Genomic DNA, 14,347 nt, shown 5'->3' on the forward strand with positions numbered 1-14,347 from the left:
GACCGTCCGTGACCGACGACAACCGCTCCTGGCCCAACCAGGAGCCAGACGCACCCCGTCGCGCCCCATGGCCGGGTGAAGACGCGGGACCGGCGTGGCCCGGTGAGTCGCCCCGGCGCGCCACCCCGCCCCGCGGCAACCCCGGGCAGGGCGGCCCGGCCTGGCCCGCCGGCGACGAGGGCGGCCGGCAGTGGCCCGCTGACCAGCCACGACGTCCGCAGGCGCCACGCGGCCAGAGCGGCGCGTCCGACCGGCGCCAGCCGCCCGGACGGCGTCCCGGCGGCCCGCCCGGCTCGCCGCCGCAGGGGTTCCGGCAGCCCCCGCCGGCCGGACGGCGTCCGGACCCGGAACCCGAACGTGAGCCGGATCTCATCACCCACCACGCGCACAACGGGACCGAGGACGCCTACGAGCCGTACGACGACGACCGTTTCGACGAGTTCGCCGACGACGTCGGGCCCCAGGAGGAGCTCGACGAGAAGGGCCGCAAGGTCCTCACCCCGGCGCAGCGGAAGAAGCGCCGCTGGAAGATCATCCGGCGGGTCGCCTACGCGTGCGTCGGCGTCTTCTTCGTCGTTCCGGCGATCGCGTTCGTGATCACCTACTTCATGGTCGACGTGCCGACACCGGAGAGCGTCGCGGCGCTGCAGAGCCAGCCGGTGACCTACTACTACAACGACGGCAAGACGGTGATGGGCAAGTCCCTGCCCAAGGGCGGCGACCGGCAGCTGGTCAAGCCGGGCGAGATCCCCGACGTCGTCAAGCACGCGGTGTACTCGGCCGAGGACGCGACGTTCGAGACCAACTCGGGCTTCGACTTCACCGGCATCCTGCGCGCGGTCTTCAACCAGGCGACCGGTGGCCAGGGCGGTGGTTCGACCATCTCCCAGCAGTACATCAAGAAGGCCACGGAGAACGACGCGCCGACGCTCACCCGCAAGTGGACCGAGCTGGCCAAGTCGTTCAAGATGAACAACCAGGAGTCCAAGGAAGAGATCATCACGGGCTACCTGAACATCATCTACTTCGGACGCTCGGCGAACGGGATCCAGGCGGCCGCGAAGGCCTACTTCAACAAGGACGTCAAGGACCTCAACGCGTCCGAGGCGGCGCTGCTCGCGGGGCTCATCCAGGGCCCGAGCAAGTCGGAGAACCAGGAGTACGCCCAGCGCCGCTGGAACTACGTGATGGACCAGATGGTGGCCAACAAGTGGCTGCGGGCCGACGAACGCGCGGGCGCGCAGTTCCCGACGCCGGTCCCGAAGGCGGCCAAGGACACCAACCAGTCGATGTCGTTCCACATCCAGCAGCGGATCGACGACGAGCTGGCGGACGAGGGCTACGACAGCGCCAAGCTGCACGCGACCGGCGCCAAGGTCTACACCACGATCGATCCGAAGGCCCAGAAGGCGGCCGAGGACGCGGTCGCGGACAAGATGAAGGGCCAGACCGACGACCGGCTCCTCAGCGCGCTGGTCGCGGTGAGCCCGAAGACCGGCGGCGTCCTCGCCTACTACGGCGGCCCGGACATCGTGAAGAACGCGGAGGGGAAGGATCAGACCGGTCAGGACCGGGCCAACCAGGCGCGGAACCCCGGTTCGTCGTTCAAGGCGTTCGACCTCACCGCGTACCTGAAGATGGGCAAGGGCCTCGGCGACACCTTCGACGGGTCCAACAACCGGAAGTTCGGCAACCCGCCGAAGACGATCCGCAACGCGGGCGAGAGTTCCAGCTGCGGCCCGCAGTGCACCGTCGCCACGGCGATGGAGATCTCGGCGAACACCGTGTTCTACGACATGGTCTACAACATCACGAAGCCGGCGAAGGTGGCCGCGGCCGCCAACGAAGCCGGCGTGCCGACGTCGCCGCAGATGAGCCAGGACATCAACATCGCGCTCGGCGGTGGCGCCACCGTGGCCACGCCGGAGGCCATGGCCGCGGGGTACGCCACCTTCGCCGGCGACGGCATGCAGCGTCCGGCCCACTTCGTCGCCAAGCTGACCAACGCCCAGGACGAGGTCGAGTTCGACGAGAGCAAGTACCAGGCCAAGCCCGCGTTCGACAGCGACGCGCAGAAGACCGCGCAGATCGCCGGCAACGTGACCACGGCGCTCGGCCCGGTCATCAAGCACTCCAACCTGGATTGCCCGGCCGGTCACCAGTGCGCCGGCAAGACCGGTACGCAGCAGTACGACCCGCGCGACGGCGACCCCGCCTCGTACAAGGACCGCAACGCCCAGACCTGGATGGTCGGCTACACGCCGTCGGTCTCGGCCGCGGTCTGGGTCGGCGGCGACGGCAACATCCCGCTGCACGACAACAAGAACAAGCCGATCTTCGGTAGCACCATCTCCGGGCCCATCTGGGAAGAGTTCATGAAGAACTACCTGGACGGGGCCCCGCCGGAGAAGTTCAACAAGGTCGACCCGATCGGCAAGGACGTCAACGACGTCACCACGACGCAGTCGAAGCCCTCGGACACGCCGTCGAACACCCCGACCTCGACGCCGTCCGAGACGCCCACGACGACGCCCACCGAGACCGAGACGGAGACCGAGACGACGCGGACGGGCCGGCCGACGCGGCCGGGTCCGGGCGGGTCCACCCCGCCGCTGCCCGGCGACGGGCTCGCCCGGCCACCGGGCGCCGGAGAAGGCTGATCGAAGGCCCCGCACTGGGAACGGTGCGGGGCCTTCGCCGTTTCGGTGAACCACCGCCGCCCGTGGTCCGTGTGGAGTGTCGAGGGGTCTGCGCCCGCAGCCCACTTGCGTACCCGAGGACGGCCCCGTGTACACCGACCGAAATCGCTCGAGGTCCGGCCGGAGGCCGGTGCCGCGTGGTCGCTACCAGCCACGCCGGCCCCTTCCGCCGCGGCCGGCCGAACCGGACGAGTTCGCCGCCGACGTCACCCCGGAACCGGCGCCGGATGCGCGCAAGCGCCGTCGCTGGAAGACGGTCCGCCGGGTGCTGTACGTGCTGTCCGGCCTGTTCTTCCTGGTGCCCGCGGTCGCCTTCGTGATCACGTACTTCTCCGTCGACGTGCCGTCGCCGGACACGGTCGCGCAGTCGCAGGGCCAAGCGGTCACCTACCTCTACGCCGACGGCACCGAAATGGGCAAGGACGTGCCCACCGGCGGGAACCGGCAGATCCTGAGCCCGGCCCAGATCCCGGACGTCGTCAAGAAAGCGGTGATCGCCACCGAGGACGCGTCCTTCGAGACCAACTCCGGCTTCGACCTCTCCGGCATCGCCCGGGCCGCCTACAACCAGGTCACCGGCGGGTCCGGCGGCGGTTCGACGATTTCGCAGCAGTACATCAAGGTTTCGTCCGGCGACGACGCCCCGACGTTGACCCGCAAGTGGGTCGAGCTCGCGAAGTCGTTCAAGATGAACCAGACCTACGAGAAGGCGGACATCATCACCGCCTACCTCAACATCATCTACTTCGGCCGCGGCGCGTACGGCATCCAGTCGGCGGCGCAGGCGTACTTCGGCAAGGACGCCAACCAGCTGAACTACTCCGAGGCCGCGCTGCTCGCCGGGCTGATCCAGCAGCCGGGCCGGTCGGAGAACGGGACGGTCGCCCGCGACCGGTGGAGCACGGCACTGGACCGCATGCAGCGCAACGGGTACCTCTCCGCCGCCGACCGCAAGGCGGCGAAGTTCCCGGCACCTGTCCCGCTCGTCGAATCGCGGCAGGGGACCACGCTGAACCCGTTCGTCAAGAAACAAGTGAAAGCCGAGCTGGCCGCGGCCGGAATTCCCGAGGAGAAGTACTACTCGGGCGGGTTCCAGGTGTTCACGACGATCGACTCGAAGGCGCAGGAAGCCGCCGAGAAAGCCGTCGCCGAGGGTATGGCCGAGCAGACCGACGACCGCATCCTCGACGCGCTCGTCGCCGTCGACCCCAAGTCCGGCGGCGTGCTCGCCTACTACGGCGGCGCGCCGATCGTGAAGGGCCCGAACGGCGAGGACCAGGCCGGACGCGACTGGGCGGACGAAGCGCACAACCCCGGGTCGTCGATGAAGCCGTTCGACCTCACCGCGTTCCTCAAGGGCGGCCGCGGGCTCAACGCGGTCTTCGACGGCCGCTCGCCGCGGACGTTCCCCGACGTGCCGCTGCCGGTGCGCAACGCCGGCGTCAGCAGCAGCTGCTCCGAGCAGTGCACGGTGGCCGAGGCGATGCAGCGGTCCACCAACACCGTCTTCTACGACATGGTGCTCAACGTGACCAAGCCGGGCGGGGTCGCCGAAGCCGCGCAGGAAGCGGGGATCCGCACGAAGGACACCGGCGGCCGCAGCGTGCTGTTCACCGGCGACAACAACATCTCCATCGGCGGCGGCCAGACCGCGGTCACGCCGGCGGACATGGCCTCGGCGTACGCGACCTTCGCCGCCGGCGGCGTCCAGCACGGCCGCCACTTCGTGCAAAAGGTGACGAACTCCCAGGGCGAAACCGCCTACGAGGCCGACGCGCGTGCGACGGACGCGTTCGCCGACAACGACCGCGGCAAGAGCAGGCAGATCGCCGGGAACGTGACCGCCGCGCTGGCGCCGGTGATCCCGTTCTCGCGGCTGACCTGCCCGGCCGGCCACGAGTGCGCGGGCAAGACCGGAACCCAGCAGCACACCCCCGGCGACGACGAACCCGCGTCGGCGGCGAACACGAACTCGCAGACGTGGATGGTGGGCTACACGCCCTCGGTCGCCGCCGCGGTCTGGGTCGGCGGTGACGGCGACAAGGCCCTGCGCGGCCCGGCCGGCCAGCCGCTGACCCCGTCCCTGGTGGCCGGACCGGTGTGGCAGCGGTTCATGCAGCTCTACCTGTCCGGGAAACCGGGCGAGCGCTTCGACCGCGTCCAGGCGATCACCTCGCCGCAGGACGACCAGCTGCAGTTCCAGCTCGAGCAGCAACAGCAGCAGCAACAGTTCCAGCAGCAACAACAACAGCAGCAGGAGCAGCGCTTCACCATCGGCCGCGGCGGCAACCAGGATCAGCAGCAACAGCAGCAGCAGAACCGCGTGCGGCGCGACGGCCGGGGTCCCGGACGCGGCAACGGGAACGACACCGGCCAGTCGAACTCCGGTCCGTGAGACCGGGGGAGGAGGCCGTGACCTCGGAGCTGGGGGTCACCGGGGTCACGGCCGGTCAGGGGGTCAGAGGTCGACCACGGCGCCTTCGACGCCGGAGCGGTGGGCCGCCTCGATGACGCGCAGGGCCTCGACCGACGAGGCCGGGTCGACCGGGAACTCGCCTTCGCCGCGCAGGGCGTCGCGCACCTGGGCGTAGAACTGCTCGTAGCGGCCGGTCTCGGTGGGCACGGTCTCGATCTCCGGGCCGACGCCGAGCTTCCCGGCGTCCGCCGCGGGCTCGGTGCCCCAGGCCGCGTCGCCGGGACGCAGGCCCGCCTTGATCTGCGGTTCCTGCACGTCGAGGCCGTACTTGGTGAACGTCGCCCGGTCGCCGAGGACGCGGAACCGGGGGTTCAGCGTGGCCGCGAGCGCGGTCGCCCACAGGTGCGAGCGGACGCCGTTCGCGTGGTGCAGCGCGACGAAGACGTCGTCGTCGACCTGGACGCCGGCCCGGCGGCGGTCGACCTCCGCGTAGACGCGGGTGACCGGGCCGAACAGCTGCAGCGCCTGGTCGACGATGTGCGCGCCGAGGTCGTAGAGCAGGCCGCCGGCCTCGGCCGGGTCGCCGAACTCGCGCCAGTTGTCCTTGGGCTTCGGCACCCAGCGGTCGTAGCGGGATTCGAAGCGGAACACCTCGCCGAGACGCCCGGAGTCGAGCACCTTCCGCACGGTGAGGAAGTCGGAGTCGAGGCGCCGGTTCTGGAAGACGGTCAGGCTGACGCCGGCCGCCTTCGCCGCGTCGACGACCTGCTGGGCTTCGGCCGCGGTCGGCGCGAACGGCTTGTCGACGACCACCGGCAGGCCGGCGTCGATCGCCCGCAGCGCGAGCGGCACGTGCGTGCGGTTGGGGGTGCTGACCACGACGAGGTCGAGGTCGCCGGCCCGCTCGAACAACGCGTCGGCGTCCGGCACGACCTCCGCGCCCGGGTGGTCGGTGCGCGCCTGGGCGGCGTTGCTCGACGTCGTGATCACCGCGGGGGTGAGCCCGGGCGTCGCGGCCACCAGGGGCGCGTGGAAGACGCAGCCCCCGATGCCGTACCCGAGGATGCCCACGCGCAAGTCGTCCGCCATGCCGCCATTAAACAACAGCGTTGCCTAACTGACCAGACGTGCGAAGATCCTGTCCATGGCGGAGACCGGGGTGAACCTGCGCGACGTGCGCGCGCACAACCGCGCCCTGCTGCTCTCGCACATCCTGCGCGCCGGCGGCCTCAGCCGCGTCGAGCTGGCCGAACGCACCGGGCTCACCCAGCAGGCCGTCTCCAAGATCGTCCCCGAACTCCTCGACACCGGCCTGCTGGACGAGCAGCGGCAGCCGTCGGCCGGTGTCGGCAAACCCCGCACGGCCCTGCGCATCCGGGCAGGTGCCCGGCACGCGCTCGGCGCGCGCCTCGACCGCGACGAGTACCACGTGCTGCGCATCAACCTCGTCGGCGAGGTCGAGGAGACGGCGGGCGGCCCGCTGCCGCCCGGCTTCACCCCCGCGCAGGCCGTCGAAGCCATCGGGGCCACCGCGCTCGAACTCGGCGACGGCTTCGACGTGCTCGGCCTCGGCCTCGGCGCGGTCGGCCCGCTGGACCACCGCGCCGGCCTGGTCCGCGCCGCGACCAACATGCCCGGCTGGCACGACGTGCCCCTGCGCGACCTGCTCGAGCAGCGCACCGGGCTGCCGGTGACGCTCGACAAGAACACCAACGCCGCCGCGTTCGCGCGGCTCTGGCCGCACGGCGAGCCGACGGCGACCGCGGTCGTGCTCGTCGGCACCGGCATCGGCGTCGGCCTGCTGATCGACGGGCGGCTGTACCGCGGGCCGCGGACCAACGCGGGTGAGTTCGGGCACACCACGATCGCCTTCGACGGGCCGCGCTGCGCCTGCGGGCGGCGCGGCTGCGTCGAGATCATGGCCAAGCAGGCAGCGGACACCCGGGCCGCCGCGGGCTTCCTCGGCATCGGGCTGGCCGACCTGGTGCAGGTGCTCGACCTGGAGCGGATCGTGCTGGCCGGACGGGCGGTGCGGGACGAGCCGGACGTCCACCGCGAAGCCGTTTCGGCCCGGCTCGCGGAACTGCTGCCCCTGCCGCACTGGCAGCGCATCGAGGTCGTCGAAGACGGCTCCGGCGAGGAGATCGTCACCCGCGGGGCGGCCGCGGAGGTGCTGGCCTCGTACTACGCGAATCCGGCGTGATCACCGGCTTCACCACCGCGCACGTCGATCACCGATACGATCCGCCTCGTGCCAGAGGAGACCACGCGGGAGCCGGAACCCGGTCCGGTGACGCTGACCAGGGCGGAACGGATCGTCCCGAGCTGGAACGAGCCCCTTGCGGCGGCGGTCACCAGACCACTCGGCGGCCCGCTCGGTGAGCACGCGGCGGTCGGCAGGCACTGGTTCTGGTCGCCCCAGCGCGTCGGGCTGCTGCTGGCCACGCTGGCGCTGATGCTCTGCTGGTTCGGCAAGGGCTCCTGCATCCAGCAGTACCAGGACGCGAACGGCAACACCCAGCTCGACTGGCGGGCGGGCCGCCCGTTCGTCGCCATGTGCTACTCCGACATCGTGCCGCTCTACGGCTCCGAGCGGCTCGACCGGCCGGGCACCTTCCCGTACTACACGTCGTGGCAGGAAAGCTCCCAGACCGCCGAGGACAACACCCGGTACATGGAGTACCCGGTGCTCACCGGGCTCTTCCAGTGGGTGAACGCGAAGCTCGCGGCGGGCTGGTACAACGTCGCCGAGTCCGGCTGGCTGCCCGGGGCGCTGCCGGTGGCGATCTACTTCGACATCACCGCGTTGTTCCTCGGGCTCGCCTGGCTCGTCACCGTCTGGGCGACCGGCCGGACGGTGAAACGCCGTCCGTGGGACATGGTCCTGGTCGCGATCTCACCGCTGGTGCTGGTGCACGCCTTCACCAACTTCGACGCCATCGCGACCGCGTTCACCGCGACCGGCCTGCTGGCCTGGGCGCGCCGGCGCCCGGTGCTCGCCGGCGTCCTGCTCGGGCTGGGCGCGACGGCGAAGCTCTACCCGCTCCTCCTGCTCGGCGTGCTGTTCTTCCTGTGCCTGCGCGCGGGCAAGCTGACGCCGTTCTGGAAGACCGCGGGCGCCGCGATCCTGACGTGGCTGGCGGTGAACGTGCCGTTCATTCTCACCGCGACCCGCGGCTGGTGGGAGTTCTTCCGGATGAGCACCCTGCGGCCGATGGACCCGGACTCGCTGTACAACGTCTTCTCGTACACCACCGGCTGGGCCGGGTTCGACGGCGTGCTGCAGAAGAACCAGACGCCGACGTACCTCAACATCACCGTCGCCGTGCTGTTCCTGGCCTGCTGCGCCGGGATCGCCTACCTCGCGCTCGCCGCGCCCCGACGGCCGCGCGTCGGTCAGCTGGCGTTCCTCGTGGTGGCCGCGTTCCTGCTGACGAACAAGGTGTGGAGCCCGCAGTACTCGCTGTGGCTCGTCCCGCTGGCGGTGCTGGCGATCCCGCGCTGGCGGCTGCTGCTCGGCTGGATGCTGCTCGACGCCGTCGTCTGGGTGCCGCGGATGTTCTACTACCTCGGCGTCGACCACAAGGGCCTGCCCGAGGGCTGGTTCCTCGGCACGGTCGTGGTCCGCGACCTCGCCGTGGCCGGGCTGTGCGTCCTGGTGGTCCGGGAGATCTACCGCCCGGCGACCGACCTGGTGCGGGCCGACGGCGACGACGACCCGGCCGGCGGCTTCCTCGACGGCGCCCGGGACGTGATCATCCCGAACGCCACCCGGCGCCGCCGGCGGGCCGTGGCCGTCTAACCGAGCTGTTCGCGCAGGTAGGCGATGTCGGTGGCCTGACCGTCGGCCGGCGTCTCGACGATGACCGGGGCACCGGCCGCCCGGGCGACGGCGACCAGCACCTCGGGGTCGATCGTGCCGTCGCCCTCGACGACGTTGGCGTGCCGGTCGCGGGTCGAACCGAACTCGTCGCGGGAGTTGTTGAGGTGCACCAGGTCGATCCGGCCGGTGATGGCCTTGACCTTCTCGACCGCGGTGGCCAGGTCCCAGCCCGCGGCGAACGCGTGGCAGGTGTCCAGGCAGAACCCGGCGCCGAACTCGCCGACCTTGTCCCACAGGCGAGCGATGACGTCGAGGTCGCGGGTCATCGCGTTCTCGCCGCCGGCGGTGTTCTCGATCAGGATCGGGACCTTGAAGCCGCCCTTTTCCTGCTCGCGCTCGAACAGCTTGCGCCAGTTGTCCAGGCCCGCCTCGACGTCGTCGTTCGCACCGACGTGCCCGCCGTGCACGATCAGGCCCTTCGCGCCGATCGCCGCGGCGCCGTCCGCGTGCTGGGTGACGTTCTTCCGGGACGGGATCCGGATCCGGTTGTTCAGCGAAGCCACGTTGATCAGGTACGGCGAGTGGATGAACACCTCGACCGGGTCGGCCGCGATGGCTTCGCCCTGCGGGTGCGGCTTAGGGGCCTTCCAGCCCTGCGGGTCGGAGAGGAAGAACTGGACGACGTCGGCTTTGCGCTCGGCGACCGCGGTCAACGGGTCGTCGTCACGGACATGGGCGCCAATCAGCATGCCGAGCACGGTACTCCGGACGCCGTTTCCGGCCGGTGGGCCCGGTTGGTGACGCTCGTGGAGTACCGTGAGCGCGTTCCGTGATCCAGATTGGTCCGACTGCCGGAGGGCATGATGGGGAAGCACGTCGCCCGGATCACCGCACTGGGGTTCACGCTGGCGGCGTCGGCCGCGCTGGCGGCGCCGGCCGCCGCGGAAACCAACCCCACCCTCGGCGGGAGCTGCGAGGCCACGCTGCAGCAGGGCGGTTCGCCCGGCCTGACGCTCGACGCCGGCGCCCCGCTGAACGCCCCGAACCAGCTCACCGTCGGCCTCGACTCGAGCTCGCGGAACACGAACGGCTCGGCCCCCCTGCTCACGCTGCCCCTCGGCGACACGGTGAAGGCGCTCGGCATCGGCCGGGTACCGCTGGTCGGCGACGCGGCGGCGAAGGGCGTCTGCCCGGCCGCGCAGGGCACGGTCAACACGGTCGGCGGCCTGACGCAGGGCGTGGCCGCGCAGCTGCCGCCGCTGCCCCTGCCGCCGGCGCCGGGCCCGAACCCGCCGCAGCCCGCGCCGCCCACCCCACCCGGCCCGACACCGCCGAGCCCGGCGCCGAACCCGCCCGGCTCCAGCACCGGCCCGGTCGTGACCGGCCCGGGGAACGCGGGTCTGCCGGGTGACGCGATCTCGGGCATCTACACCAACGCCGCGCTGCTGCCGGGCAGCCTGGTCCAGGCCCCGGTGATCGCGCAGATCATCCCCGGCCAGCAGGTCCCGCCGACCGTCGACGCCCAGAAGTCGGGCACCGCGGAAGCCCTGCCGGGCGTCACGCCGCCGGCGAAGCTGCCGATGCTGCTCGCGGTGCTGGCGCTGGCGATCGTCGCGGCCGCGCTGGTCCGCGCCTGGATCCGCCGCAGCCCCGCCTGACGCACGGTCACGGCCGCTTCCACCCGAATGCCGGACATTTTTGAGCGAGCGGGCGTCACCGAGCTGCCTTAGCGTCGTTGTACTGGGAAGTAGGCGACGACACCAGGGCGGCGAGCATGCAGGATCGAACACGGAGGGCAACAGCAGTCGGTGCGGCGGCGGTCGTCCTCGCGGGTTCCGCCGTGCTCGGCCTGCCCGGCACCGCCTCGGCGGACACGGTGAAGGCGAACTGCGGCGACACGGTAACCGTGAAGCCCGGCGACCTGATTTCCACTCCGCTCGGCATCAAGTCGGTCACGGACATCCTCGGCGGATTGCTCGGCAGTCTCTGCAAGATCACGGTCAAAGTCGTGGACACAGTCGTCTCACCGGTCCCGGTGGTCGGCCCTCCCGCGGCGAGTGCCCTGAATAACACCGTCGCCGGCACCACGAACGGAATCAACCAGGCCGCCGGCGATGTCGGTAAGGCGCTCGACGGTGGCAGCAAGCAGTCGTCGCCGCAGCCCGGCACAGGCGGAAACCCGCAACAGCAGCCGCCGGCCCAGGGTGGCACCGGGGGCGCGCCGCAAGGCGGCACCCCGCAGGGCACCACGCCGATCCCGGACGCCAACAGCCCGCTCCTGCCCGGCTTCGCCAGCACCCCGGTGTTCGGCGGTTTCCCGTTCACCCTCGGCACGGGTTACGCCCCGATGCGCGACTACAGCGGCATCCCGTTCGCGACGGCCGGGCTGTTCACGCCGTCCCCGGCGATCCGGTACGGCAGCCAGATCCCCGGTTACGCGCCGCAGTACGGCCTCACCGGTCCGGACGGCGCGGCGGAGGGCAATTCCGGTGTCCAGACCGCGGGCCAGGCGGAAGCGCTACCCTCGGCATCGGACGGATTCACGAACGGGTCGAATCTGCCCTTGCTGATCGCGGTTTTGGCACTCTCCGGAGTCAGCGCGGGCCTCGTCCGCACCTGGGTGCTCCGCCGAATGGCCGCTGCGAATTGAGCCGACTGCCGAGTATCTTTCACGTATCTCGGTCGTTCATCCTGATGTTGTGTCCAACGACGCCCCCGTGATTTCCCTGGAGGACTGCTCGTGCGGAAGAGCTTGACCGTCACCGCCATCGCCGCGTTCATCGTCGGCGGCGCGTTCCTCTCCACGGGCACGGCCTCCGCCGCGACGACCCTCGCGGGCACCTGCACAGGTTCGGTGAATGGCAGCATGGGCGACACCGTGGCGGTCACCGGCGCTTCGGTGAAGGAACTGGTCCGCAAGGGCGCGCAGGACTACGTCAACTCGCACCTCTGGACCCTCGCGACGGTGTGGCCGAACTCCATCGCCGACACCATCGGCGGCAAGGGCGCACTGGAGGTCGGCCAGGTGCCGAACGCGGCGGGCGGCACCATCGCGGGGTCCGCGATCGGCAGCACGGTGGCGACCGCCCTCAAGGGCGCCGACCACCTCGGCGTGCTGGACGGCACCAAGGCCGAGGTGCTCGCCGCGATCTCCTCGACCGTCGCGAAGAGCTGCGGCCTGACCACGATCGCCACGAACTACGTCGCGCCGGGCGCCCAGGGCACGAGCGGCACCGGCGGCACGCAGGGCCGCGCCGACACCGCTCCCGGCGGCGCGTCCGGCAACCTCTCGAACCTGAACCCGGGCACCGCCGGCGGCACGGGCGGCAGCGCCCCGATGCGCGACTACAGCGGCATCCCCACGGCGACCGCCGGCACGGCCGTCGCCCCCGGGGTGCGCTACCCCGCGAACGGCACCCTGCCCGGTGACGCCTCCGCCCCGCAGGCGGGTCAGGGCGACCAGAGCGGCCAGAGCGGTCAGGGCGCGGACATCCGCGACGCCGGCAACGCGCAGTCGCTGGCCTCGAACAGCGCGTCGAACGACGTGCAGCTGCCCATGCTGATCGCGGTGATCGTGCTCGCCGGGGTGACCGCCGGACTGGTCCGCACCTGGGTGCTCCGCCGGGCCGCCTGACCCCCCGAGAAGACCCACTGTCCGGTCCTGCCGGTACCTCCAGGTAGCCTTACCTGGACAAACCCTCCTGCCACGGACAGCCCGTGGCCGTGAGCCCATAGGAGGTGAGTGGTTGTGTCACGCCATTACGAGGTAATGGTCATCCTGGACCCCACGCTCGACGAGCGCACGGTCGCCCCCACGCTGGACAACTTCCTCAACGTGATCCGCACTTCGGGCGGTTCCGTGGAGAAGGTCGACGTCTGGGGCCGTCGTCGCCTCTCGTACGAGATCAAGAAGCACGCCGAGGGCATCTACGCCCTGCTGGACCTGAACTCCTCGGCCGACGCGGTCAAGGAGCTCGACCGGCAGCTGTCGCTGCAGGAGACCGTGCTCCGCACCAAGGTCATGCGTCGCGAGGTCAAGCGCGCCGCGGCCAAGCCCGCTGCCGCCAAGGCCTGAGCCCGAGGGGAACCCCGATGGCTGGAGACACCGTCATCACGGTGGTCGGCAACCTGACGTCCGACCCGGAGCTGCGCTTCACCCCGTCCGGTGCGGCGGTCGCGAACTTCACCGTCGCGTCCACCCCGCGCACCCTCGACCGGCAGTCCGGCGAGTGGAAGGACGGCGAGGCCCTCTTCCTGCGCTGCAACATCTGGCGGCAGGCGGCGGAGAACGTCGCCGAGTCCCTGACCCGCGGCGCCCGCGTCGTCGTGCAGGGCCGCCTCAAGCAGCGGTCGTTCGAGACGAAGGAAGGCGAGAAGCGGACCGTCGTCGAGCTCGAGGTCGACGAGATCGGCCCCTCGCTGCGCTACGCCACGGCCAAGGTCAACAAGGTCAGCCGCGGTGGCGGCGGTGACTTCGGCGGCGGCGGTGGCGGCGGTGGGAACCGCGGCGGCGGTGGCGGCATGCCGGCCGACGACCCGTGGGGTTCCGCCCCGGCCGCGAGCAGCGGCGGTGGCGGCGGCTTCTCGGACGAGCCCCCCTTCTGATCTCGTACACATCCACAAAGATTTGAATTACCAGGAGTAGACAGTGGCCAAGCCACCCATCCGCAAGCCCAAGAAGAAGGTCTGCGTGTTCTGCAAGGCCGAGAAGAAGGGCCGCCCGGAACTGATCGACTACAAGGACACCAACCTGCTGCGGAAGTACATCTCCGACCGCGGCAAGATCCGTGCCCGTCGCGTCACCGGCAACTGCAGCCAGCACCAGCGTGACATCGCCATCGCGGTCAAGAACTCCCGCGAGATGGCGCTGCTGCCCTACACCTCGACCGCGCGCTAAGGGAGGGCACCGAAATGGCGAAGATCATCCTCACCACGGACGTGGCCAACCTGGGCGGCCCCGGCGACATCGTCGAGGTCAAGGACGGCTACGCGCGCAACTACCTGCTCCCGCGGGGCTACGCGATCGTGGCCTCCAAGGGCGCGGAGAAGAACGTCCGCACGATCCAGCGCGCGCAGGAGAGCCGTCGCATCCGCGACCTCGACCACGCCAAGGAGATCAAGGCGACGCTGGAGGGCCTCGGCGCCATCCAGCTGACCGGCAAGGCGGCCGCGGGCTCGAAGAAGCTCTTCGGTTCGATCACCGCCGGCGAGATCGTCGACGCGATCAAGGCGGCCGGTGGCCCGCTGCTCGACAAGCGCGTCATCGAGCTGCGCGACCACATCAAGACCGTGGGCAAGCACTCGGTCGGCGCCCGGCTGCACCCGGACGTCAAGGTCGACGTGCGGCTCGAGGTCAAGGCCGTCGCGCAGTAAGGCAGTACGTCGTGAGAAGGCGGGTCACCCCTGGTG

General features: G+C 70.9%; 13 protein-coding genes. 11 read left to right on the forward strand and 2 right to left on the reverse strand.

Translation table 11 applies throughout. The features are described 5' to 3' along the window. The first annotated feature begins 8 nt into the window (after positions 1 to 8). Positions 9 to 2,660 carry a transglycosylase domain-containing protein gene (locus ACWEF6_RS18160; protein ID WP_449683988.1) on the forward strand — a complete coding sequence of 884 codons (2,652 nt, stop codon included), beginning with the start codon at positions 9 to 11 and terminating at the stop codon, positions 2,658 to 2,660. Positions 2,661 to 2,829: 169 nt separating this feature from the next. Next, positions 2,830 to 5,094 (forward strand): transglycosylase domain-containing protein, encoded by a 2,265-nt coding sequence (locus tag ACWEF6_RS18165; RefSeq protein WP_449683989.1) that lies wholly within the window; start codon positions 2,830 to 2,832, stop codon positions 5,092 to 5,094. Positions 5,095 to 5,157: 63 nt separating this feature from the next. Here ACWEF6_RS18165 and ACWEF6_RS18170 read toward each other — a convergent pair whose 3' ends face one another. Beyond that, entirely contained in the window at positions 5,158 to 6,204 is a 1,047-nt protein-coding gene (locus ACWEF6_RS18170; RefSeq protein ID WP_449683990.1) for a Gfo/Idh/MocA family oxidoreductase, read from the reverse strand. A gap of 55 nt (positions 6,205 to 6,259) precedes the next feature. Between ACWEF6_RS18170 and ACWEF6_RS18175 the strand changes: the two genes are divergently transcribed. Together ACWEF6_RS18175 and ACWEF6_RS18180 are read left to right on the forward strand one after the other, a co-directional pair. Beyond that, positions 6,260 to 7,318, forward strand: coding sequence for an ROK family transcriptional regulator (locus ACWEF6_RS18175; protein ID WP_449683991.1), 1,059 nt, complete (start codon positions 6,260 to 6,262; stop codon positions 7,316 to 7,318). A 48-nt stretch (positions 7,319 to 7,366) separates the two neighbouring features. Further along, entirely contained in the window at positions 7,367 to 8,917 is a 1,551-nt protein-coding gene (locus tag ACWEF6_RS18180; RefSeq protein WP_449683992.1) for a glycosyltransferase family 87 protein, read from the forward strand. Here ACWEF6_RS18180 and ACWEF6_RS18185 read toward each other — a convergent pair. Continuing rightward, complete coding sequence (locus ACWEF6_RS18185; RefSeq protein WP_449683993.1) at positions 8,914 to 9,687, reverse strand: deoxyribonuclease IV; 774 nt, start codon at positions 9,685 to 9,687, stop codon at positions 8,914 to 8,916. The genes ACWEF6_RS18180 and ACWEF6_RS18185 overlap by 4 nt on opposite strands. A 111-nt stretch (positions 9,688 to 9,798) precedes the next feature. On the opposite strand from ACWEF6_RS18185, the gene ACWEF6_RS18190 reads away from it, so the two are divergent. From ACWEF6_RS18190 to rplI, 7 genes are all read left to right on the forward strand, one after another. Further along, entirely contained in the window at positions 9,799 to 10,596 is a 798-nt protein-coding gene (locus ACWEF6_RS18190; RefSeq protein ID WP_449684014.1) for a hypothetical protein, read from the forward strand. 182 nt (positions 10,597 to 10,778) lie between these two features. Beyond that, a complete protein-coding gene (locus ACWEF6_RS18195) occupies positions 10,779 to 11,588 on the forward strand; it encodes a hypothetical protein (protein ID WP_449683994.1) in 810 nt (269 codons plus the stop codon). Positions 11,589 to 11,672: 84 nt separating this feature from the next. Then, positions 11,673 to 12,572, forward strand: coding sequence for a hypothetical protein (locus tag ACWEF6_RS18200; protein WP_449684015.1), 900 nt, complete (start codon positions 11,673 to 11,675; stop codon positions 12,570 to 12,572). A 114-nt stretch (positions 12,573 to 12,686) separates the two neighbouring features. Continuing rightward, on the forward strand, positions 12,687 to 13,013 hold the full coding sequence (gene rpsF, locus ACWEF6_RS18205) for a 30S ribosomal protein S6 (RefSeq protein ID WP_200876551.1): 327 nt from the start codon (positions 12,687 to 12,689) through the stop codon (positions 13,011 to 13,013). Positions 13,014 to 13,030: 17 nt separating this feature from the next. After that, on the forward strand, positions 13,031 to 13,543 hold the full coding sequence (locus ACWEF6_RS18210; RefSeq protein WP_449683995.1) for a single-stranded DNA-binding protein: 513 nt from the start codon (positions 13,031 to 13,033) through the stop codon (positions 13,541 to 13,543). Between the two features lie 43 nt (positions 13,544 to 13,586). Beyond that, complete coding sequence (gene rpsR / locus ACWEF6_RS18215) at positions 13,587 to 13,835, forward strand: 30S ribosomal protein S18 (protein WP_003098744.1); 249 nt, start codon at positions 13,587 to 13,589, stop codon at positions 13,833 to 13,835. A gap of 14 nt (positions 13,836 to 13,849) precedes the next feature. After that, the gene (rplI, locus tag ACWEF6_RS18220; RefSeq protein ID WP_310968405.1) at positions 13,850 to 14,311 is read left to right on the forward strand and encodes a 50S ribosomal protein L9; all 462 of its coding nucleotides are present in this window, start codon (positions 13,850 to 13,852) and stop codon (positions 14,309 to 14,311) included. The last annotated feature ends 36 nt before the right edge of the window (positions 14,312 to 14,347 follow it).

Source organism: Amycolatopsis sp. NPDC004772, assembly GCF_053601215.1.